Source organism: Pseudomonas sp. S36 (genome assembly GCF_016647875.1).
Lineage (GTDB): Bacteria > Pseudomonadota > Gammaproteobacteria > Pseudomonadales > Pseudomonadaceae > Aquipseudomonas > Aquipseudomonas parafulva.
The window spans coordinates 1-20,903 of the sequence record NZ_JACVVG010000017.1 but is presented as its reverse complement, the minus strand read 5'-3'; the positions used below and the strand labels follow the sequence as shown (position 1 = coordinate 20,903).

At 62.6% G+C, this 20,903-nt stretch carries 18 protein-coding genes; 13 read left to right on the top strand and 5 right to left on the bottom strand.

Annotated features, from left to right (window positions below):
* Positions 1 to 11 precede the first annotated feature (11 nt).
* From IAE36_RS11925 to gcvH, 3 genes are all read left to right on the top strand, one after another.
* Positions 12 to 1,634, top strand: a complete 1,623-nt coding sequence (locus IAE36_RS11925; protein WP_201212585.1) for an ABC transporter permease — start codon at positions 12 to 14, stop codon at positions 1,632 to 1,634.
* A gap of 138 nt (positions 1,635 to 1,772) precedes the next feature.
* Complete coding sequence (gcvT, locus tag IAE36_RS11920; protein ID WP_201212583.1) at positions 1,773 to 2,852, top strand: glycine cleavage system aminomethyltransferase GcvT; 1,080 nt, start codon at positions 1,773 to 1,775, stop codon at positions 2,850 to 2,852.
* Positions 2,853 to 2,903: 51 nt separating this feature from the next.
* Positions 2,904 to 3,287: a glycine cleavage system protein GcvH gene (gene gcvH, locus IAE36_RS11915; RefSeq protein WP_201212581.1), complete on the top strand. Its 384-nt coding sequence runs from the start codon at positions 2,904 to 2,906 to the stop codon at positions 3,285 to 3,287.
* A 51-nt stretch (positions 3,288 to 3,338) separates the two neighbouring features.
* Here gcvH and IAE36_RS11910 read toward each other — a convergent pair whose 3' ends face one another.
* From IAE36_RS11910 to IAE36_RS11900, 3 genes are all read right to left on the bottom strand, one after another.
* A complete protein-coding gene (locus IAE36_RS11910) occupies positions 3,339 to 3,653 on the bottom strand; it encodes a DUF2388 domain-containing protein (protein ID WP_028632963.1) in 315 nt (104 codons plus the stop codon).
* Between the two features lie 83 nt (positions 3,654 to 3,736).
* Positions 3,737 to 5,410: a GspE/PulE family protein gene (locus tag IAE36_RS11905; protein ID WP_201212579.1), complete on the bottom strand. Its 1,674-nt coding sequence runs from the start codon at positions 5,408 to 5,410 to the stop codon at positions 3,737 to 3,739.
* A 100-nt stretch (positions 5,411 to 5,510) separates the two neighbouring features.
* Entirely contained in the window at positions 5,511 to 5,816 is a 306-nt protein-coding gene (locus IAE36_RS11900; protein WP_060480957.1) for a hypothetical protein, read from the bottom strand.
* Positions 5,817 to 5,941: 125 nt separating this feature from the next.
* On the opposite strand from IAE36_RS11900, the gene IAE36_RS11895 reads away from it, so the two are divergent.
* Complete coding sequence (locus IAE36_RS11895) at positions 5,942 to 6,412, top strand: Lrp/AsnC family transcriptional regulator (protein WP_201163822.1); 471 nt, start codon at positions 5,942 to 5,944, stop codon at positions 6,410 to 6,412.
* A gap of 24 nt (positions 6,413 to 6,436) precedes the next feature.
* Here IAE36_RS11895 and IAE36_RS11890 read toward each other — a convergent pair whose 3' ends face one another.
* Positions 6,437 to 7,804 carry a CYTH domain-containing protein gene (locus tag IAE36_RS11890; protein ID WP_201212576.1) on the bottom strand — a complete coding sequence of 456 codons (1,368 nt, stop codon included), beginning with the start codon at positions 7,802 to 7,804 and terminating at the stop codon, positions 6,437 to 6,439.
* A gap of 116 nt (positions 7,805 to 7,920) precedes the next feature.
* On the opposite strand from IAE36_RS11890, the gene argE reads away from it, so the two are divergent.
* Together argE and argA are read left to right on the top strand one after the other, a co-directional pair.
* Entirely contained in the window at positions 7,921 to 9,063 is a 1,143-nt protein-coding gene (gene argE, locus IAE36_RS11885; RefSeq protein WP_201212574.1) for an acetylornithine deacetylase, read from the top strand.
* 124 nt (positions 9,064 to 9,187) lie between these two features.
* Positions 9,188 to 10,486: an amino-acid N-acetyltransferase gene (gene argA, locus IAE36_RS11880; protein WP_028632969.1), complete on the top strand. Its 1,299-nt coding sequence runs from the start codon at positions 9,188 to 9,190 to the stop codon at positions 10,484 to 10,486.
* 63 nt (positions 10,487 to 10,549) lie between these two features.
* Here the strand turns inward: argA and IAE36_RS11875 are convergent, their stop codons facing one another.
* On the bottom strand, positions 10,550 to 11,926 hold the full coding sequence (locus tag IAE36_RS11875) for a glutamine synthetase family protein (protein ID WP_028632970.1): 1,377 nt from the start codon (positions 11,924 to 11,926) through the stop codon (positions 10,550 to 10,552).
* 574 nt (positions 11,927 to 12,500) lie between these two features.
* On the opposite strand from IAE36_RS11875, the gene IAE36_RS11870 reads away from it, so the two are divergent.
* The 7 genes from IAE36_RS11870 (at position 12,501) to IAE36_RS11840 (ending at position 20,800) form a co-directional block, all read left to right on the top strand.
* Entirely contained in the window at positions 12,501 to 13,859 is a 1,359-nt protein-coding gene (locus IAE36_RS11870) for a glutamine synthetase family protein (protein ID WP_028632971.1), read from the top strand.
* 47 nt (positions 13,860 to 13,906) lie between these two features.
* Positions 13,907 to 15,268: an aspartate aminotransferase family protein gene (locus tag IAE36_RS11865; protein WP_201212572.1), complete on the top strand. Its 1,362-nt coding sequence runs from the start codon at positions 13,907 to 13,909 to the stop codon at positions 15,266 to 15,268.
* A gap of 159 nt (positions 15,269 to 15,427) precedes the next feature.
* A complete protein-coding gene (locus IAE36_RS11860; RefSeq protein ID WP_028632973.1) occupies positions 15,428 to 16,525 on the top strand; it encodes a polyamine ABC transporter substrate-binding protein in 1,098 nt (365 codons plus the stop codon).
* A 158-nt stretch (positions 16,526 to 16,683) separates the two neighbouring features.
* Positions 16,684 to 17,778: a polyamine ABC transporter substrate-binding protein gene (locus IAE36_RS11855; RefSeq protein WP_028632974.1), complete on the top strand. Its 1,095-nt coding sequence runs from the start codon at positions 16,684 to 16,686 to the stop codon at positions 17,776 to 17,778.
* A 72-nt stretch (positions 17,779 to 17,850) separates the two neighbouring features.
* Complete coding sequence (potA, locus tag IAE36_RS11850; RefSeq protein ID WP_028632975.1) at positions 17,851 to 18,993, top strand: polyamine ABC transporter ATP-binding protein; 1,143 nt, start codon at positions 17,851 to 17,853, stop codon at positions 18,991 to 18,993.
* Positions 18,990 to 19,910: an ABC transporter permease subunit gene (locus tag IAE36_RS11845; protein ID WP_028632976.1), complete on the top strand. Its 921-nt coding sequence runs from the start codon at positions 18,990 to 18,992 to the stop codon at positions 19,908 to 19,910. The genes potA and IAE36_RS11845 overlap by 4 nt, the downstream gene beginning before the upstream one ends.
* Positions 19,907 to 20,800: an ABC transporter permease subunit gene (locus tag IAE36_RS11840; protein WP_028632977.1), complete on the top strand. Its 894-nt coding sequence runs from the start codon at positions 19,907 to 19,909 to the stop codon at positions 20,798 to 20,800. Before IAE36_RS11845 ends, IAE36_RS11840 begins: the two co-directional genes overlap by 4 nt.
* Positions 20,801 to 20,903 lie beyond the last annotated feature (103 nt).

The following is a 20,903-nucleotide window of genomic DNA, read 5'->3' as shown; positions in this document are numbered from 1 at the left end:
GAACCCAGACCTTGCCCCACACCCCCCAACGCCGCTGGTACCTGCCGGTCGGCCTGATCGCGGCGCTGGTACTGCTGCCGCTGAGCGTGCTGCTGCTGTCCTGGCAAGCGGTGGACCTGCAGATCTGGTCACACTTGCTGGACACGCAAATGAGCCGGCTGCTGGGCAATACCCTGACGCTGGTGGTGGGTGTGGGCATCGGTGTCACCGTGCTGGGCGTCAGCCTGGCCTGGCTGACCAGCCTGTGCGAGTTTCCGGGGCGGCGCTGGCTGGATTGGGCGCTGATGCTGCCATTTGCGATTCCCGCCTACGTACTGGCGTTCGTCTTCGTTGGGCTGCTGGACTTCGCCGGCCCAGTGCAAACGGCCTTGCGTGAGGCCTTCGGGCCCATGCGCCTGCCGCGGGTACGCTCTACCGGTGGCGTGATCATCGTGCTGGTGCTGGTGTTCTATCCCTACGTGTACCTGCTGGCGCGTACGGCCTTCCTGGCCCAGGGCAGAGGCCTGATGGAAGCGGCGCGGGTGCTTGGCCTGTCGCCGTTGCAGGCGTTCTGGCGGGTGGCCCTGCCGATGGCGCGGCCAGCGATCGGCGCAGGCATCGCGCTGGCGCTGATGGAGACCCTGGCCGACTTCGGCGCCGTGGCGGTCTTCAACTTCGACACCTTCACGACGGCCATCTACAAGACCTGGTACGGCTTCTTCAGCCTCTCCACTGCCGCGCAGCTGGCCAGCCTGCTGCTGTTGGCAGTCATGCTGGTGCTGTATGGCGAGCGTCGCGCCCGGGGGGCCAGCCGCACTGGCAACGAACGGCCGCGCGGGCAGGCGTTGTACCGGCTGCGCGGCCTGAAGGCGCTACTGGCCAGTGGCTGGTGCCTGCTGGTATTCGCCTGTGCATTCGTCATCCCGGTGCTGCAGTTGCTGTGGTGGTTCTGGCAGCGCGGACGTTTCGACCTGGATGAGCGCTATGTGGGCCTGGTGCTGCATACCCTGTATCTGGGGGGGACGGCGGCGTTGCTCACGGTTTGCGTGGCCTTGCTGCTGGCCTTTGCCCGGCGCCAGGCACCTGCGCCCGGTATCCGCATGGGGGTAGGGCTGGCCAACCTGGGCTACGCCTTGCCAGGCTCTGTGCTGGCCGTGTCGATCATGCTGGCGTTCAGCTATTTGGATAACCACCTGGTGATTCCGCTGTCCACCTGGCTGGGTGGTGCCGGCAAGCCTTTGTTGCTGGGTAGCCTTGCGGCGCTGCTGTTGGCCTACCTGGTGCGGTTCATCGCCGTAGCCTACGGGCCGCTGGAAAGCAGCCTGGAACGGATTCGCCCTTCGCTGCCGGAGGCCTCCCGCAGCCTGGGCGTGGGCGGCCCCAGGTTGTTTTTCAGGGTGTATCTCCCGCTCTTGGTGCCCGGTGTACTCAGTGCCGCGTTGCTGGTGTTCGTCGACGTGCTCAAGGAGATGCCGGCCACCCTGCTGATGCGCCCGTTTGGCTGGGATACGCTGGCTGTACGGGTGTTCGAGATGACCAGCGAGGGGGAGTGGGCGCGTGCGTCGCTGCCGGCGCTGACGCTGGTGCTGGTGGGCCTGCTGCCGGTTGTCGGCCTTATCAGGCGTTCTGCACGGCGGCCCGGTCAGTCGCGCTGAGGGTGCCACTTGGCGGGCTTGCCGCTACAATGCGCGGCATTCGCGCGGCAGGTGATGGCGTAGCAGCAGGTCTGGCACAGCCGGACGGCGCCCAGTTTCGCACCGCCGCCGCTTCGCCACGCCCGGAAGGAGAAACCCATGGGACAGCGCACGCTTTTGTATGACCTGCACCTGGCACTGGGTGCCAAGACGGTCGATTTCGGCGGCTGGGACATGCCGCTGCACTACGGCTCGCAGGTTGAGGAGCACCACCAGGTGCGCAAGGACTGTGGGGTGTTCGACGTTTCCCACATGACGGTCATCGATGTCCAGGGCGACGAGGCCACCGGCTGGCTGCAGCGGCTGCTGGCCAACGACGTCGCCCGCTTGGGCCTGGTCGGGCAGGCCCTCTACAGCCCACTGCTGAGCGAGCAGGGCGGCGTCATCGATGACCTGATCGCCTATCGCACCGCCAATGGCTACCGCCTGGTCACCAACGCGGCCACCCGGGCCCGGGTACTCGGCTGGCTGCAATTGCAGTGCGAGGGCTTTGCCGTGCAGTTTCAGGTGCGCCCCGACCTGGCCGTTCTGGCGATTCAGGGCCCCCATGCCCGGGAAAAGGTCGCAGCGCTGGTCAGTGCCTCGCGTGCTGCCCTGATTCGCCAACTGCGCCCCTTCGAGGGCCTCGCCGACGGCGACTGGTTCTTCGCGCGCACCGGCTACACCGGCGAGGATGGCCTGGAAATCATCTTCCCCGGCGACCAGGCCGTGAACTTTTTCAACGACCTGGTGGGTGCCGGTATCGCGCCGAGTGGCCTGGGGGCCCGCGATACCCTGCGCCTTGAAGCGGGCATGAACCTGTATGGCCAGGATATCGACGAAACCCACACCCCGTTGACGTCCAACCTTGGCTGGAGCATTGCCTGGGAGCCCGTTCGCGACTTCATCGGTCGCGCCGCCCTGCTGGCCGAAATCGAGCAGGGTGTCCAGGAAAAACTGGTCGGCCTGGTACTGGAAGAACGCGGTGTTCTGCGCGCCCATCAGGTCGTGCGTGTAGCAGGGATTGGCGAAGGGGAGATCACCAGTGGTAGTTTCTCCCCTACGCTGAGCAAGTCCATCGCCCTTGCACGCGTGCCCATGGCCACGGGTGACCGGGCCGAGGTAGAAATTCGTGGCAAATGGTACCCGGTGCGCGTGGTCAAGCCGACCTTCGTGCGCCATGGCAAGGTCCTGATCTGAACCATCACATAACGGCGGGCGTACCGCTGAGCCAATCGAGGAATTCAAGACATGAGCAATATCCCCGCCGAACTGCGTTTTGCCGACAGCCATGAGTGGGCTCGCCTGGAAGCCGACGGCACGGTTACCGTAGGCATCAGTGACCACGCCCAGGAAGCCTTGGGTGATGTGGTTTTCGTGGAATTGGCCGAAGTGGGCAAGGTGTTCGCCGCTGGCGACGCAGCGGGCGTGGTGGAATCGGTGAAGGCGGCCTCGGACATCTACGCCCCGGTGGGTGGCGAAGTGATCGCCGTCAACGAAGCGCTGGCAGACAGTCCTGAGGAATTGAACGAGAAGCCTTACGACGCCTGGATCTTCAAGCTCAAGCCAAGCGATGCTGCAGAGTTGCAAAAGCTGCTGGATGCTGCCGGTTACAAGGCAGCCATCGGCGAGTGATGCAATGCTCAGGGCTGCCGGGCAGCCCTTTTGCAGTCACCGGTTACAGGTTTATTCGGCCACTGCATTCTTTGCCAGAATGGCGTTGGCCAGTTCCATGTCAGTCGCCTTCAGGCCCGGGTTCTCCACCCGTACCTGGCGCATCGCCGACTCCAGGAAGGGGCCGCGAATGGCGCCATCGCTGGCCACGAAGCTGCCAGCATCGTCCTGTGCAGCCATGACCAGCTTGTGGTCGCGTGAGGTCAGGTACGTCGACCCGGTGGTTGCGCCGGACGAAAGCACATTACGCCAGAACGTATCGGCCATGGCCGAGCCGACGGGCAGCGAAAGCAAGGCAGCGACGGTGATGGCGGTTTTGAGACGCATGATTGAACACCTCGAAGGGTGGGGGTTTAAGATGGGATTTGGATCTTTTCCAGCACGCCAAGTTCCTTGATGCCCAAGGTGGGTCAGTTGCAGGCTCGCAGCACTTCCTGCTCCACGGTCTGGCCGCTTGCCAGCTTTGCCTGGGCAGCGCGGCGCAAGTCGATCAGGCCATCGGCCAGTGCCTGGCGGCGCAGGTCTGCCAAGTCAGTTCCGGGGCCGATCATTGCCTTGAGGCGCTCACTGGGTACCAGCAGCTCGAACAGCCCCGTGCGGCCCCAGAAGCCTGTGCCGCGGCAGGTGCGGCAGGCTGCGGATGCGTTGGGTTGGCAGCGCCGGCAAACCGTGCGCACCAACCGCTGCGCCATCACCCCCACCAGGGTCGCTTTTATCAGGTAGTCGGCCACGCCCAGCTCCTGCAAACGGATGATCGTTGCACAGGCATCGTTGGTATGCAGGGTAGACAGCACAAGGTGCCCGGTGAGTGCGGCCTGCACGGCGACCAGGGCGGTTTCGCGGTCGCGTATCTCGCCGATCATGATGATGTCCGGGTCTTGGCGCAGCATCGCCCTTACGCCTTCGGAGAACCCCAGGCCCAGGCCGTGCTGGACCTGAAACTGGTTGAAGGCGGGCTCGATCCGCTCCACAGGGTCTTCGATGGTGCACAGGTTGACCTGGGGCGTGGCCAGGTAGTTGAGGCTGGCGTAAAGCGTGCTGGTCTTGCCCGAGCCGGTAGGGCCAGTGACCAGGATGATGCCCTGGCGCTGGCCAAGCAGGGTTTGCCACTGTGCCAGTTGCTGCGCCTGCAGGCCCAGTTGCTCGAAGCTCTCATGCAGCCGCTGCGGGTCGAACAGGCGCAGTACCAGCTTTTCGCCGAACGAGGTGGGCAGCGTGGATAGCCGCAACTCCACTGCCTCGCCGCTGGGCAGACGGCTGTGCAACCTGCCGTCCTGAGGGCGACGTTTCTGCGCCACGTCCATGCCGGCCAGGTGTTTCAGCCGGCTGACCAGCGCCAACGACACCCCGGCCGGGAAGCTGTAGACGGCGTGCAGCAGGCCGTCGATACGGTAGCGCAAGTGGCCCTGGTCGCGGCGCGGCTCCAGGTGAATGTCGCTGGCGCGTTGTTCCAGGGCATACAGCAGCAGCCAGTCGACGATGTGCACGATATGCGCATCGTCTGCGCTTGCGTCGGTGTGGCGCCGGCCCGCTTCCAGCCATTGTTCCAGCTCGCCCAGGCTGGTCGATTGCTGGCTCTGGGCGCCTTTCACCGACTGCGCCAGGCGCTGGAACGATTGCCCGCACTCGCGTATGTGCACGGGGCTGGCCACCGCCCGCAGCACCTTGCGGCCGAGGCTGCGCGCAAGGTCTGCCTGCCAGTCGTCCTGATAGGGCTGGGCGCTGGCCACGGTGACGCTGAGGGCGTCGGCTGCGACGATCAGGATGCCGTGGCGCCGGGCGAAGGCGGGTGATACAAGGCCCGACACCTGGGGCAGGTTCAGTTGCAGCGGGTCGATGCGCAGGTAGGGCTGGCCGACCTTGCCCGCCAGCCACTGGCACAAATGGTCCAGGTCCAGTGGCTGGCCGGGGGATTTGCGGTTGTCCAGGGCGCAGGCGGCGATCTGCTCAAGCGGGTGGTCGACGGGGTGTTCGGCCGCGCGTTGCAGCACGCGCAGGCTGTCGTTGGCATCCACCAGCCTGTCGGCGAGCAGGGCTTCGAGTATGCGGTGAAGGTCGAGTGCGAGGGTGTCGGGGTTGTGCATGAGGGCGTCCGTGCCTGATGGGTACGTCCATCAAGGCTAGCCGGGCGGCCGCAGGCGGCAGCTGCAAAGGGTTTCGAGGTTTTGCAGGGCTGCGCTGGCGCTAGATCACTGCCAGTTCCACACGGTGTTGGTTGGTCAGGTTCACATCGGCCACGCACACCAGGTTACGCAGTTTTTGCGCAATCACCTCGGCGCGGTGCCAGCTCAGCCCGGCAATGCCGATTTCAATGGCCAGCCAATCCGCGTGCTGGCTCACGTGGACGCTGTGGGGCGTCAAAAACTGCAACGCGAACAGGTTGAGCACGCGGCACAGGCTGTCTGGCTCGGCTTCGGCCTGCAGCTGGTAGCTCACGGTGCTGTGGGCGTTGCTGGCGGCCCAGGCGTCGGTACGGGGCATCGGGTTCATGGGCATCTCCAGGTTCATGCAGAAATTCTTGCATGCCTGAAACGGCATTGTTTCGCTATGATCGAGCTCGTTCGCCGGTAAGGCGAATAAAGTTATTCGAAAAAATAGATATTGGAGACTGATCAATGCGCAGCGAACTGGATGCTTACGACCGTCGCATTCTGGAACTGCTGCAGGAAGACGCGTCGCTGTCCAGCGCACAGATCGCCGAGCGTGTGGGCCTGTCGCAATCGCCGTGCTGGCGGCGTATTCAGCGGTTGCGCGAGGAAGGCGTCATCCGGGGGCAGGTCACTTTGCTGGACCGCAAGAAAATTGGCCTGAACACGCAGATATTTGCCGAGGTGAAACTCAACGCACACGGGCGCTCCAACTTCACCGAGTTCACCGACGCAATCCGTGGGTTTCCGGAGGTGCTGGAATGCTATGTGCTGATGGGGTCTGTGGACTTTCTGCTGCGCATCGTCACGCCCGACATCGAAGCCTACGAGCGGTTCTTCTTCGAAAAACTGTCGAATGTGCCTGGCATACAGGAGGTGAACTCGATCGTTGCCCTCTCGGAAATCAAGTCCACCACCAGCCTGCCGCTGGCCCGTTGAGGGCGCAGCGGGGCGTGAGCGGGGTCAGGCCTTGAGCAGGTGCTTCCAGCCCCGGCTCTGATCCACGGTACGCGCCTGTTCGATGCGGGCTTCCAGCGACTCATCGCTGATGGGTTGCTCCGCCAGCTCATGGAGCTTTTTCAGGTCGCCGTACAGGCGGTCCATCTGCGGCGCATCCAGTACCTGCCGGGCATGGTGCAGCCAGGCCAGCAACTGTTCGATGCGCGGCAGCTGTTCTGCCAGGTCTTCGGGGCGCTGGGTGTACAGTGGCAACTTGAGCGCGCGGCCTTCTTCACCCACCAGGTGCGCCAGCCAGCTGGCCAGTTGTGCTTTGCCCTGACGCTCGCCACGGCCCTTGCGCTCCAACGTCCAGGTGCGGGCCAACAGCCAGCGCGAGGTTTCCAGCGAGAACTGGCCCCAGCGGATGTCTTCGAGCTCTTCGGCAAACTGCTCGGGGGCTGCGCGGCGGACGTCTTCGTCGTCGTTGCCAGCCTGTACCAGCGGGCGCCAGTCTTCCAGCAGCGCATCAAGGCGCCCGCGCAGGTCGCGGGTAGCCGCACGCGGGGCGGCCTGGCCCAGGCTGGCGGTAAGGGCGCGCAGTTCGCCCAGGCATTCCACCCAGTCCTGCAGCAGCCGCCAATGGCCATTATGGCGGTACTGCTCGGCCAGTCGCTGGCTGCTGCCCAGCAGTTGCCAGGCCAGGGCGGCGTAGGCATCGTCCACTGCCATCTCGGCGTCCAGCTCGGTGGCTGGCAGCCCCAGGTCGTAGCTGTCAGGCTCCAGCAGGCGGTAGCCACGCTCGGCCTTGCTGATGTCGCATGGCATCAGTGGCAGGCCGGCGGCAAGCTCCGCAGCGAGCTCCAGCAAGGCCTGCGGGTCACCCTCGCGCAGTTCCAGCTCCAACTCGCAGATGGCTTCCTTGCGCTTGCCGGCGACCACAAAGCCTTGGTCCAGGGCTGCTTCGATCACAACCTTGCTCTTGCCGCGGCCCCAGGCGATTTCGGCGTATTCACGGCTGAAGTCGGTGGTGAACAGCGGCTTGATGGTTTTTTTGTCCAGGCTGGCCAGTTGTGCCGGCCAGCAGCTGTCGTCGAGCTTCTTGAGGTCCAGCTTGGCCTTGTCCAGCGGCCACTCGTACTCGTTGCGCTCGGACAGCCCGGCCACGCTCTGGCCGCGGCATTTCAAGGTCTGGATGACGGCATCGCCGTCGCGGCGCAGGCGCAGGGCGACGCGGGCGGCAGAAAGCTCGCGCTCGGGGGTGTCGAAGTACTGGTTGAGCAGTTCGCGGGTCTGCCAGCCAGACTTGTTGCGCTTTTTCAGCAGCGGGTGCTCGCGCAGCGCGGCAAGGGTCTCGCGGCTGGCGCGCAGCTTGAGTTCGGTTTCTTTGTGCATCACAGGCTCGAAGGAGGGGGCGTGGTTGACGCAGAGTCTACAGCAGTCGACCGCCAACGGTTTATTCCAGACAGCGGATAGTCCTATGATGGGCAACGCTTCCGAGGAGTACGCGCATGCCGTTGCCGCCGCTGAAAGACCAATTTGCCGCCTTGATCGCTGCGCCTTCGGTCAGTTGCACCCAGCCTGCGCTGGACCAGTCCAACCGCCAGGTGATCGACCTGCTGGCGGGTTGGCTCGGTGACCTGGGGTTCGCCTGCGACATTCAGCAGGTCGCCCCCGGCAAATTCAACCTGCTGGCCAGCCGTGGTACCGGCCCGGGCGGGCTGGTACTGGCCGGGCACAGCGACACCGTGCCCTATGACGAGCAACTGTGGACCAGTGACCCGCTCAAACTCACCGAGGTGGGCGGCCGCTGGGTGGGGCTGGGCAGCTGCGACATGAAAGGTTTTTTTGCGCTGGTCATCGAGGCGGTCATCCCGCTGCTCGAGCATGACTTCAAGCAGCCCCTGCTGATCCTGGCCACCTGTGACGAAGAGAGCTCGATGTCGGGTGCCCGTGCCTTGGCGCAGGCCGGCCAGCCGCTTGGCCGCGCAGCCGTCATCGGCGAGCCGACCGGCCTCAAGCCCATCCGCATGCACAAGGGCATCCTGATGGACCGCATCGACATTCTCGGTCGCAGCGGCCACTCCTCCGACCCGAGCCTGGGCCACAGCGCCATGGAGGCCATGCACGAGGCCATGGGCGAACTGATGGGCCTGCGCCGGCAATGGCAGGCTACCTACCGTAACCCGCAGTTCACGGTACCTACGCCGACCATGAACTTCGGCTGTATTCACGGGGGCGATAACCCTAACCGTATCTGTGGGCAATGCGCCCTGGAGTTCGACCTGCGGCCGTTGCCGGGCATGGACGTGGAACAGTTGCGTGCCGCCATTCGTGAAAAGTTGCAGCCGGTCGCCGAGCGTCACGAAGTGCACATCGACTACGCACCGCTGTTCCCCGAGGTGCCGCCGTTCGAGCAGGCGGCCGACGCCGAGCTAGTCCAGGTGGCCGAGCGCCTCACCGGCCACCGCGCCGAAGCGGTGGCATTCGGCACTGAAGCGCCTTATCTTCAGCAGCTGGGCTGCCAGACCATCGTGCTGGGCCCGGGTGATATCGCCTGCGCCCACCAGCCGGGCGAGTACCTTGAAATGTCACGTATCGAGCCTACCGTGCGTCTATTGCGTGACCTGATCCGGCACTATTGCCTGCAGTAAACGTCCATCGCATTCAATCGTTTCTGCCTAGAGGAGACCGCGCGTGACCGCAAGCCTGTTCCGACGATGATGCCGAACGCCCCCTGTAACGCCGTTCTCCGTCCACTTACCCACAGGCCCTGTCATGCCCGATTACGTCAACTGGCTGCGTCATGCCTCCCCGTACATCAACGCCCATCGCGACTGCACCTTCGTGGTCATGCTCCCCGGCGATGGGGTTGCACACCCTAATTTCGGCAACATCGTCCACGACCTGGTGCTGCTTCACAGCCTGGGCGTGCGCCTGGTGCTGGTGCATGGTTCGCGCCCGCAGATCGAAAACCGCCTGGCCGAGCGTGGCCTTGCCCCGCGCTACCATCGCGGCCTGCGCATCACCGATGCGCCCACGCTGGACTGCGTGATCGATGCGGTGGGGGCGCTGCGCCTGGCCATCGAGGCACGGTTGTCGATGGATATCGCTGCCTCGCCGATGCAGGGTTCACGTTTGCGGGTAGCCTCCGGCAACCTGGTCACCGCACGGCCCATCGGGGTGGTGGAGGGTGTGGACTTCCACCACACCGGCGAAGTGCGCCGGGTTGACCGCAAGGGCATCAGCCGGCTGCTCGATGAGCGCTCCATCGTATTGTTGTCACCGCTGGGCTATTCGCCCACCGGTGAAATCTTCAACCTGGCCTGCGAAGACGTCGCCACCCGTGCTGCCATCGAACTGGGCGCCGACAAGTTGCTGCTGTTCGGTGCCGAGTCGGGCTTGCTGGACGAGCAGGGCAACCTGATACGTGAGCTGCGCCCGCAGCAGGTGGCGCCCCATCTGCAGCGGCTGGGCAGTGACTACCAGGCCGAGTTGCTGGATGCTGCAGCCGAGGCGTGCAAGGGCGGCGTGGCGCGCAGCCATATCGTCAGTTATGCCGAAGACGGTGCGCTGCTGAACGAGCTGTTCACCCGGGGAGGTGGCGGTACGCTGGTGTCGCAAGAGCAGTTCGAGATCGTGCGCGAGGCCACCATCGAGGACGTGGGCGGTTTGCTCGACCTCATCAGCCCGCTGGAGGAGCAAGGTATCCTGGTGCGTCGCTCGCGTGAGGTGCTGGAGCGCGAGATCGAGCAGTTCAGCGTGGTGGAGCGTGAAGGCATGATCATCGCCTGCGCGGCGTTGTACCCGATTGCCGAGTCCGATACCGGCGAGCTGGCATGCCTGGCGGTAAACCCGGAGTATCGCCACGGCGGGCGCGGTGACGAGCTGCTGGAGCGCATCGAGAGCCGCGCCCGGCAGTTGGGGTTGAGTACCTTGTTCGTGCTCACCACGCGTACGGCGCACTGGTTCCGCGAGCGCGGTTTTGCACCCAGCGGTGTCGAGCGCCTGCCGGCGGCGAGGGCTTCGCTGTACAACTACCAGCGCAATTCGAAGATTTTCGAGAAGGCTCTGTAAACCTGGGGTGGGCTCTTCGCGGGAGCCCCAAAAAAACGCCGCCTGGATGGGCGGCGTTTTCATTTACACGGTGTGCAGATACCAGTTGTACTCGAGGTCAGAGATCGAGTGCTCGAACTCCTCCAGCTCGCTCTCCTTGCACGCGACAAAAATGTCGATGTACTTCGGATCGATGTACTTGTTGAGGATCTCGCTGTCATCCAGCTCGCGCAGTGCATCGCGCAGGTTGTTCGGCAGGCTCTGTTCCAGCTGCTCGTACGAGTTGCCTTCGATCGGCTCGCCAGGCTCGACCTTGTTGGTCAGGCCATGGTGAACGCCTGCCAGCACGGCAGCCATCATCAGGTACGGGTTGGCATCGGCACCGGCCACGCGGTGTTCGATACGCACCGCGTCCGGCGAGCCAGTAGGCACGCGCAGGGCGACGGTACGGTTGTCCAGGCCCCAGCTCGGCGCATTGGGCACGTAGAACTGCGCGCCAAAGCGGCGGTACGAGTTCACGTTCGGGCACAGGAACGCCATGGACGCGGGCAGGGTCTCGAGCACACCGCCGACAGCGTGACGTAGCGCGGCGTTCTGCTCGGGATCCTCGCTGGTGAAGATGTTGTTGCCATCTTTGTCCAGCACGGAAATATGTACATGCAAACCGTTGCCTGCCTGGCCCGGGTAGGGCTTGGCCATGAAGGTGGTGTCCATCTCATGGTCGTAGGCGATGTTCTTGATCAGCCGCTTGAGCAGTACCGCGTAGTCGCACGCCTTGAGCGGGTCGGGCACGTGGTGCAGGTTGACTTCGAACTGGGCGGGGGCGCTTTCCTTGACGATGGCGTCAGCCGGGATGCCTTGTTCCTTGGCGCCTTCGAGGATGTCCTGCAGGCAGTCGGCATACTCGTCGAGGTCGTCGATCAGGTAGACCTGGGTCGACTGCGGGCGTTTGCCTGAAATGGGCGAGCGTGGTGGCTGCGGGCGGCCGTTCACGTTCTCCTGGTCGATCAGGTAGAACTCCAGTTCGAATGCGGCGCAGATGGTCAGGCCCATGTCATCGAACTTGCTCACCACCTGGCGCAGCACTTCACGCGGGTCGGCGAAGAACGGCTCGCCTTCCAGCTCGTGCATGGTCATCAGCAGCTGGGCAGTCGGGCGTTTTTGCCATGGCTCGTTGGAGAGGGTGTCCGGAATCGGGTAGCAGATGCGGTCAGCATCGCCGATGTCCAGGCCAAGCCCGGTGCTTTCGACGGTGGAACCGTTGATGTCCAGGGCGAAGAGGGAGGCCGGCAGGTTGATGCCTTTCTCGTAAACCTTGTGGAGGCTGGTGCGCTCTATGCGCTTGCCGCGCACCACACCATTCATATCTGCAATCAGAAGGTCAACGTAGAGAACCTCAGGATGTTCCTTAAGGAACGCGTTCGCTTCGTTAAGCTGAACGGCACGCGGGGGTACCGACATGATGCAACACCTTTGTTGTTAAAAATATCAATCAAGGGGGGCTTGCAGGACCAGTCAATCGAAAAGCCCAACTGATGTCAAGCCGACCCCATGATGCCCTGAAATGGCTCATCTACGGCAGATTTGCTGCATATCGGGGCGTGCCATTATCCGCTATTTCCATCGAGAAGGGCTATCTGAAGCTTGCCGTCGTTTATTTTTTACGCGGTAGTTGTGTAAAAAAATGAACGAGGCTAAGCTCGATCACACCCCAGAACACAATAAAACGAGGGTCACATGGTCCGCTTGTCACGGCCTGAAAGCACTGCACGTACAGTGCTGCAGGGTGTTCCAGTCATGCTTGCGCGGTGCGTCGACACAAGGTCCGTACTGGCCGCAATAATTGACGTCTGGCATCGCTCGGCCCGCCCTCGTCATTGGTTTTCGCCTTTTCTCTGTATTCCTGCCCCGATACCCCGTTACGGATACGCTCCACGTGCAGTGTATCCACCCCCCGCGTGGGCGGAGGGTTTTGCTTTAGCTACCTACTGCAGCCAGAATCAAGTCGCGGACCACCTTACCTCCTGAGGTATTTATGAGTAACAACCTCGACCAGCTCACCGATTGGTTGAAAGAGCACAAGATCACCGAAGTCGAATGCATGATCAGCGACCTGACAGGCATCACGCGCGGCAAGATTTCGCCCACCAACAAGTTCATCGCCGAAAAAGGCATGCGCCTGCCCGAGAGCGTACTGCTGCAGACCGTGACCGGCGATTATGTGGACGACGACATCTACTACGAGCTGCTGGACCCAGCGGACATCGACATGATCTGCCGCCCCGACGAGGGCGCCGTGTTCCTGGTGCCCTGGGCCATCGAACCGACCGCGCAGGTGATCCACGACACCTACGACAAGAAGGGCAACCCAGTCGAGCTGTCGCCGCGCAACGTGCTGAAAAAGGTGCTCAAGCTCTACGCCGACAAGGGCTGGCAGCCCATCGTCGCGCCCGAGATGGAGTTCTACCTGACCAAGCGCGTTGAAGACCCCGACTTCCCGCTGCAACCGCCCGTAGGCCGTTCAGGCCGCCCAGAAACGGGGCGCCAGTCGTTCTCGATCGAAGCCGCCAACGAATTCGACCCGTTGTTCGAAGACGTCTACGACTGGTGCGAACTGCAGCAGCTCGACCTGGACACGCTCATTCATGAAGACGGCACGGCGCAGATGGAAATCAACTTCCGTCACGGCGATGCCCTGCACCTGGCAGACCAGATCCTGGTGTTCAAGCGCACCATGCGTGAGGCGGCGCTCAAGCACAACGTGGCGGCCACCTTCATGGCCAAGCCCATGACCGGTGAGCCCGGCAGCGCCATGCACCTGCACCAGAGCGTGGTGGACGTGGCCACTGGCAAGAATATCTTCAGCAATGCCGATGGCAGCATGAGCGAGCTGTTCCTCAACCACATTGGCGGCCTGCAGAAGTTCATCCCCGAGGCGTTGCCGCTGTTCGCCCCCAACGTCAACTCGTTCCGGCGCTTCCTGCCCGACACCTCGGCACCGGTGAACGTGGAGTGGGGTGAAGAAAACCGTACCGTCGGCCTGCGCGTACCGGACGCCGGCCCGCAAAACCGGCGGGTGGAAAACCGCCTGCCTGGCGCCGACGCCAACCCCTACCTGGCCATTGCAGCCAGCCTGCTGTGTGGCTACATCGGCATGGTCGAAGGCATTGCCGCCAGTGCGCCGGTACAGGGGCGTGGTTACGAGCGGCGCAACCTGCGGTTGCCGCTGACTATCGAAGACGCACTTGAGCGCATGGAGAACAGCCGTGCCCTGGTGCAGTACCTGGGCAAGAAGTTCATCACCGGCTACGTCGCCACCAAACGTGCCGAGCACGAAAACTTCAAGCGCGTCATCAGTTCCTGGGAGCGTGAGTTCCTGCTGTTTGCTGTCTGATAACCCTGGTGCCGCAGCAGCGCGGCTGTCTGTCTACGGAGAAGCACATGAGCCTCAACAACCCGCAAACCCGTGAATGGCAAACCCTGAGTGGCGAGCACCACCTCGCCCCCTTCAGCGACTACAAACAGTTGAAGGAAAAGGGGCCGCGCATCATTACCAAGGCCCAGGGCGTGCATTTGTGGGACAGCGAGGGGCACAAGATTCTCGACGGCATGGCCGGCCTGTGGTGCGTAGCGGTAGGTTATGGCCGTGAAGAACTGGTGCAGGCTGCAGAGCGGCAGATGCGTGAGTTGCCTTACTACAACCTGTTCTTCCAGACCGCGCACCCCCCGGCCCTGGAACTGGCCAAGGCCATCACCGAGGTTGCCCCGACAGGCATGAGCCATGTGTTCTTCACCAGCTCAGGTTCCGAGGGCAACGACACCGTGCTGCGCATGGTTCGCCATTACTGGGCCCTGAAGGGCAAACCGCAGAAGCAGACCGTGATTGGCCGCATCAACGGCTACCACGGCTCCACGGTAGCCGGCGCCAGCCTGGGCGGCATGAGCGGTATGCACGAGCAGGGCGGCCTGCCGATACCCGGCATCGTGCACATCCCCCAGCCGTACTGGTACGGCGACGGTGGCGACATGACGCCGGACGCCTTCGGGGTCTGGGCTGCCGAACAGCTGGAACAGAAAATTCTCGAGGTCGGCGAAGAGAACGTTGCGGCGTTCATTGCCGAGCCTGTTCAGGGCGCCGGGGGTGTGATCATCCCGCCAGACACCTACTGGCCGAAGGTAAAGGAGATCCTCGCCAAGTACGACATCCTGTTCGTGGCCGACGAGGTAATCTGCGGCTTCGGGCGGACTGGCGAGTGGTTCGGCTCGGATTACTACGGCCTTACGCCCGACCTGATGACCATCGCCAAGGGCCTTACCTCCGGTTACATCCCCATGGGCGGTGTGATCGTGCGTGACACGGTGGCCCAGGTACTCAGCGAAGGCGGCGACTTCAACCATGGCTTTACCTATTCTGGCCACCCTGTGGCCGCAGCAGTGGGCCTGGAAAACCTGCGCATCCTGCGCGACGAGCACATCGTAGAGAAGGCCCGCCGCGAAGCGGCACCGTATTTGCAACAGCGTTTGCGTGAGCTGCAGGGCCACCCGCTGGTGGGTGAAGTGCGTGGCCTGGGCCTGCTCGGCGCTATCGAGCTGGTGAAAGACAAGGCCACGCGCAGCCGTTACGAGGGCATGGGTGTTGGCATGATCTGCCGCAATTTCTGCTTCGAAAACGGCCTGATCATGCGCGCGGTGGGCGATACGATGATCATCGCGCCGCCCCTGGTCATCAGCCATCAGGAGATCGACGAACTGGTGGAAAAGGCCCGCACGTGCCTGGACCTCACCCTCGAAGCGATCAAATGAACCTAGCGATGTGACATTAAGTCGTTACAAGGTTGTGGTTTTCTTGAAACACAGCCTCGTAACTTGCCAGACTAGCGGCTGCTGCAGTCGCCCAAACGCAGGTACTGCGTGGCCTGGCAGCTGAACGGATGGCTAACCGAACAATCTGGAGCATGACGCATGAATAAAATGGGCAAGACGTTGCTGGCCGCAGCCCTGATGGGCGCGATGGCGGGTGCTGCACAGGCTGAAGACAAGGAATTGAACGTCTACAACTGGTCGGACTACATCGCTCCGGACACCATCGCCAAATTCGAAAAACAGTCGGGTATCAAGGTCAAGTACGACGTTTTCGACAGCAACGAAACCCTGGAGGCCAAGTTGCTGGCCGGCAAGTCGGGCTACGACATCGTGGTGCCGTCCAACAACTTCTTGGCCAAGCAGATCAAGGCGGGTGTCTACCAGGAACTGGACCGCTCCAAGTTGCCCAACTGGAAAAACCTGGACGAAGACCTGCTCAAGGCCGTGGGTGATGCCAGCGACCCGGGCAACAAATACGCCTTCCCCTACATGTGGGGTTCGATCGGCATCGGCTACAACCCAGAGAAGATCAAGGCCGCACTGGGTGTCGACAAGATCGACTCGTGGGATGTGGTGTTCAAGCCCGAGAACATCGCCAAGCTCAAGAGCTGCGGCGTGAGCTTCCTCGACGCCCCCACCGAGATGCTGCCGGCTGCACTGCACTACCTGAAGCTGCCGACCAACAGCACCAAGAAAGAAGACCTGAAGGCCGCCGAGGACCTGTTCCTCTCCATCCGTCCTTCGATCACCTACTTCCACTCCTCCAAGTACATCGGTGACCTGGCCAACGGCAACATCTGCCTGGCGGTCGGCTACTCGGGTGACCTGGAACAGTCCAAGACCCGCGCCCACGAAGCCGGCGACAAGGTCAAGCTGGACTACGTGATTCCGAAGGAAGGTGCCGGCACGTTCTATGACATGGTTGCCATGCCCAAGGACGCCGAGCACAAGGAAGCGGCCTATAAGTTCATGGACTTCCTGATGCAGCCAGAAGTCATGGCCGAGATCACCAATGCCGTGCGCTTCCCCAACGGCAACAAGGCCGCCACTCAGTTTGTGGACAAGGACATCACCAGCGACCCGAGCATCTACCCGTCCGCCGAAGTGAAAAAGCAGCTGTACGCAATTGCAGCGCCTGATGCGGCTGTACAGCGGGTTATCACCCGTAGCTGGACCAAGATCAAATCGGGCAAGTAAGCCCGTTGCAGCACCTCTGGGCCGGGCTTTTCCGGCCTGGAGGCCAACAATGGCAATTGATGATTGCGGCATCGAGGCTGCGAAGGTAAGTTGCGCGCCGGTTTTGCGTGTGCGGCAGCATTGTCGCTACCCAGGCACTGATTGTGAGGACCTCCCACTTGTCCAATTCTGTATTACGCAAGGCCTTCATGGCTGCAGCGGGCCTGACGCTGGCATGCAGCGTCCAAGCGGCGCCTACGGTGCACGTGTACAACTGGTCCGACTACATCGGCCCCACCACACTCGCGGACTTCGAAAAAGCCACTGGCATCAAGCCCGTGCTGGATGTGTTCGACTCCAACGAAACCCTGGAGGGCAAGTTGCTGGCCGGTAACACCGGCTACGACGTGGTCGTACCGTCCAACCACTTTCTCGGCAAGCAGATCAAGGCGGGCGCCTTCCGCAAGCTCGACAGAAACCTGCTGCCAAACTATTCCAACCTTGACCCGTCGCTGATGAAGCGGCTGGACAAGAACGACCCGGGTAACCTGTATGCCGTGCCCTACCTGTGGGGCACCAACGGCATTGGTTACAACGTCGACAAGGTGAAGGCTGCGCTGGGCGTGGACACCATCGACTCCTGGGCTGTGCTGTTCGAACCCGAGAACATGAAAAAGCTCTCCAAGTGTGGGGTGGCGTTCCTCGATTCGGCAGACGAAATGCTCCCGGCAGTGCTCAACTACATGGGGCTGAACCCCAACAGCACCAATGCCAAGGATTACCAGGCTGCAGAGCAGAAGCTGCTGGCCGTGCGTCCGTACGTGACGTACTTCCATTCTTCCAAGTACATCACCGACCTGGCCAACGGCGACATCTGTGTGGCAGCGGGTTTCTCGGGCGATGTGTTCCAGGCCAAGGCCCGCGCCGCAGAGGCGAAGAAGGGCGTGAACCTGGCCTATGCCATTCCCAAGGAAGGCGGCAACCTCTGGTTCGACGTACTGGCCATCCCCAAGGACGCCAAGAACGTCGAACAGGCCCATGCCTTCATCAACTATTTGCTGAAACCTGAGGTTATCGCCCAGGTCAGTGATTACGTCGGTTACGCCAACCCCAACCTGAAGGCTGGCGACCTGATGGACCAGGCCGTGAGGACTGACGCCGCGGTTTACCCACCGCAGGACGTACTGGACAAGATGTTCGTGAACGCAGAGCTGCCGCCCAAGGTGCAGCGCCTGATGACCCGTAGCTGGACCAAGGTCAAGTCGGGCAAGTAATCCACCAGGCCCGCACCGGTGCCTGCGCGTCAGGCCCGGCGGGCATAAAAAATCTTGTTGGGAGTTTCACTCATGGCAGTTGCCTCCGGTGCCTATAAAAAAGCCCTCGAGGGTGGCCAGCAACCCAAGCAGGTGCTGGTCAAGATCGACCGGGTCACGAAAAAATTCGACGAAACGGTCGCCGTGGACGATGTGTCCCTGGAAATCCGCAAGGGCGAGATCTTCGCCTTGCTCGGTGGCTCCGGCTCGGGCAAGTCCACCTTGCTGCGCATGCTCGCCGGCTTCGAGCGGCCCACCGAGGGGCGCATTTTCCTCGATGGTGTCGACATCACCGACATGCCGCCCTACGAACGGCCTATCAACATGATGTTCCAGTCGTACGCGCTGTTCCCGCACATGACCGTGGCGCAGAACATCGCCTTTGGCCTGCAGCAGGACCGCATGCCCAAGGCCGACATCGAAGCCCGTGTGGCCGAGATGCTGAAACTGGTGCACATGACCCAGTACGCCAAGCGCAAGCCGCACCAGTTGTCCGGTGGCCAGCGCCAGCGTGTGGCCCTGGCCCGTTCGCTGGCCAAGCGCCCCAAGCTGCTGCTGCTGGATGAACCGATGGGCGCGCTGGACAAGAAGCTGCGCTCGCAGATGCAGCTGGAGCTGGTGGAGATCATCGAGCGTGTGGGCGTAACCTGCGTCATGGTCACCCACGACCAGGAAGAGGCCATGACCATGGCCCAGCGCATCGCCATCATGCACCTGGGCTGGATCGCCCAGATCGGCTCGCCGGTGGACATCTATGAAACCCCCACCAGCCGCCTGGTGTGCGAGTTCATCGGCAACGTCAACCTGTTCGACGCCGAGGTGATCGACGATGCCGAGGGCCACGCCCTGATTGCCTCGCCAGAGCTCGAACGCAAGATCTATGTGGGCCACGGGGTTTCCACCTCGGTGGAAGACAAGCACATCACCTACGCATTGCGCCCCGAGAAAATGCTGGTCACCACCCAGCAGCCAGACTTCGAATACAACTGGTCACGCGGCAAGATCCACGACATCGCCTACCTGGGCGGCCACTCGGTGTTCCATGTGCAACTGCCGAGCGGCAAGATCGTCCAGTCGTTCGTCGCCAACGCCGAGCGCCAGGGCGCCCGCCCCACCTGGGACGATGAAGTCTACGTGTGGTGGGAAGACGACAGCGGCGTGGTACTGCGGTCATGAAGCTGCGCAAGCTCAAGCGAGCCTTCCGGCGCATCACCCCTGAGGGGCGGCACCTGGTGATCGGTGTGCCGTTCGTTTGGCTGTTCCTGTTCTTCATGCTGCCGTTCTTCATCGTGCTGAAGATCAGCTTTGCCGAAGCCGACGTGGCGATCCCGCCGTACACCGAGATCTACAGCTACGTCGAAGACAAGATCCAGCTGGTGCTCAACCTGGCCAACTACGGCCTGCTGACCGAAGACGACCTGTACATCTCGGCCTACCTCGGCTCGCTGAAGATGGCCTTCTTCAGCACCCTGTTGTGCCTGTTGATCGGCTACCCCATGGCCTATGCCATTGCCAATGCCAAGAAAGAAACCCAGACGGTGCTGCTGTTGCTGATCATGATGCCGACCTGGACGGCGATCCTGATCCGCGTCTATGCGTGGATGGGCATTTTGAGCAACAACGGGCTGCTCAACGGCTTCCTGATGTGGACGGGCCTGATCGACCAGCCGCTGCAGATCCTCAATACCAACCTGGCGGTGTATATCGGCGTGGTCTATTCGTACCTGCCGTTCATGATCCTGCCGCTGTTCGCCAACCTGGTGAAGCATGACTCAAGTTTGCTCGAAGCCGCGTCCGACCTTGGCTCCAGCACCTTCAACAGCTTCTGGAAAATCACCGTGCCGCTGTCGAAGAACGGCATCATTGCCGGCTGCATGCTGGTGTTCATTCCGGTGGTGGGTGAATTCGTGATCCCTGAACTGCTCGGCGGGCCGGAAACCCTGATGATCGGCAAGGTGCTGTGGCAGGAGTTCTTCAATAACCGCGACTGGCCGGTGGCGTCTGCGCTGGCGGTGGTGATGCTGGCGATTCTGATTGTGCCGATTCTGCTGTTCAACCGTAGCCAGGCCAAAGAAATGGAGGGCAGGGCATGAAGCGCTTCAGTTTCTCCAAGCTGATGCTGGTGCTCGGCTTGCTGTTCATCTACCTGCCGATGCTGATCCTGGTGATCTATTCGTTCAACGCCTCCAAGCTGGTGACAGTGTGGGGCGGCTGGTCGGTCAAGTGGTATGTCGGCCTGCTCGACAACACCCAGTTGATGGGGTCGGTGATGCGCTCTTTGGAGATCGCCTGCTACACGGCGGTGGCGGCCGTGGCATTGGGGACCATGGCGGCGTTCGTGCTGACCCGGGTCACCCGCTTCAAGGGCCGGACGCTGTTCGGGGGCCTGGTCACAGCGCCACTGGTCATGCCTGAGGTGATCACTGGCCTTTCGCTGTTGCTGCTGTTCGTGGCCATGGCGCAGATGATCGGCTGGCCGCAGGAGCGTGGCATCGTCACCATCTGGATCGCCCACACCACATTCTGTGCGGCGTATGTGGCGGTGGTGGTATCGGCGCGGCTGCGCGAGCTGGACCTGTCGATCGAGGAAGCGGCGATGGACCTGGGTGCCAAGCCGTGGAAGGTGTTCTTCCTGATCACCATCCCGATGATCGCGCCTTCGCTGGCGGCTGGCGGCATGATGTCGTTTGCGCTGTCGCTGGATGACCTGGTATTGGCCAGCTTCGTGTCGGGCCCGGGTTCGACCACCTTGCCGATGGAAGTATTCTCGGCGGTGCGGTTGGGTGTGAAGCCCGAGATCAACGCGGTGGCCAGCCTGATTCTGCTGTCTGTCTCGTTGGTGACCTTCTTCGTCTGGTACTTCAGCCGCCGCGCCGAAGAACGCCGCCGCAAGGCGATTCAGCAGGCCATCGAAGAAGGCGCAGCCGCCAATGCCTCGCAGCCCCAGGTGCGACGCCCAGGCCAGTTGGGCGCTTCCGCCTGACCAGACGCCTTCGCGGGTGAACCCCCATCCTGTGGGAGCGGGTTAACCCGCGAAGCAGGCAGCGCGGTGCATGGCACCCGCTTCGCCGGTGTTCGCGGGGAAA

What these genes read in the sequence shown, in the direction of transcription:
- potA (WP_028632975.1), top strand. Translation starts at nt 17,851, where the DNA reads ATGGCAGTTGCCTCCGGTGCCTATAAAAAAGCCCTCGAGGGTGGCCAG.
- gcvH (WP_201212581.1), top strand. Translation starts at nt 2,904, where the DNA reads ATGAGCAATATCCCCGCCGAACTGCGTTTTGCCGACAGCCATGAGTGG.
- IAE36_RS11905 (WP_201212579.1), bottom strand. Translation starts at nt 5,410, where the DNA reads ATGCACAACCCCGACACCCTCGCACTCGACCTTCACCGCATACTCGAA.
- IAE36_RS11910 (WP_028632963.1), bottom strand. Translation starts at nt 3,653, where the DNA reads ATGCGTCTCAAAACCGCCATCACCGTCGCTGCCTTGCTTTCGCTGCCC.
- IAE36_RS11840 (WP_028632977.1), top strand. Translation starts at nt 19,907, where the DNA reads ATGAAGCGCTTCAGTTTCTCCAAGCTGATGCTGGTGCTCGGCTTGCTG.
- IAE36_RS11890 (WP_201212576.1), bottom strand. Translation starts at nt 7,804, where the DNA reads ATGCACAAAGAAACCGAACTCAAGCTGCGCGCCAGCCGCGAGACCCTT.
- argE (WP_201212574.1), top strand. Translation starts at nt 7,921, where the DNA reads ATGCCGTTGCCGCCGCTGAAAGACCAATTTGCCGCCTTGATCGCTGCG.
- IAE36_RS11860 (WP_028632973.1), top strand. Translation starts at nt 15,428, where the DNA reads ATGAATAAAATGGGCAAGACGTTGCTGGCCGCAGCCCTGATGGGCGCG.
- IAE36_RS11865 (WP_201212572.1), top strand. Translation starts at nt 13,907, where the DNA reads ATGAGCCTCAACAACCCGCAAACCCGTGAATGGCAAACCCTGAGTGGC.
- IAE36_RS11870 (WP_028632971.1), top strand. Translation starts at nt 12,501, where the DNA reads ATGAGTAACAACCTCGACCAGCTCACCGATTGGTTGAAAGAGCACAAG.
- gcvT (WP_201212583.1), top strand. Translation starts at nt 1,773, where the DNA reads ATGGGACAGCGCACGCTTTTGTATGACCTGCACCTGGCACTGGGTGCC.
- IAE36_RS11900 (WP_060480957.1), bottom strand. Translation starts at nt 5,816, where the DNA reads ATGAACCCGATGCCCCGTACCGACGCCTGGGCCGCCAGCAACGCCCAC.
- IAE36_RS11845 (WP_028632976.1), top strand. Translation starts at nt 18,990, where the DNA reads ATGAAGCTGCGCAAGCTCAAGCGAGCCTTCCGGCGCATCACCCCTGAG.
- IAE36_RS11875 (WP_028632970.1), bottom strand. Translation starts at nt 11,926, where the DNA reads ATGTCGGTACCCCCGCGTGCCGTTCAGCTTAACGAAGCGAACGCGTTC.
- IAE36_RS11895 (WP_201163822.1), top strand. Translation starts at nt 5,942, where the DNA reads ATGCGCAGCGAACTGGATGCTTACGACCGTCGCATTCTGGAACTGCTG.
- argA (WP_028632969.1), top strand. Translation starts at nt 9,188, where the DNA reads ATGCCCGATTACGTCAACTGGCTGCGTCATGCCTCCCCGTACATCAAC.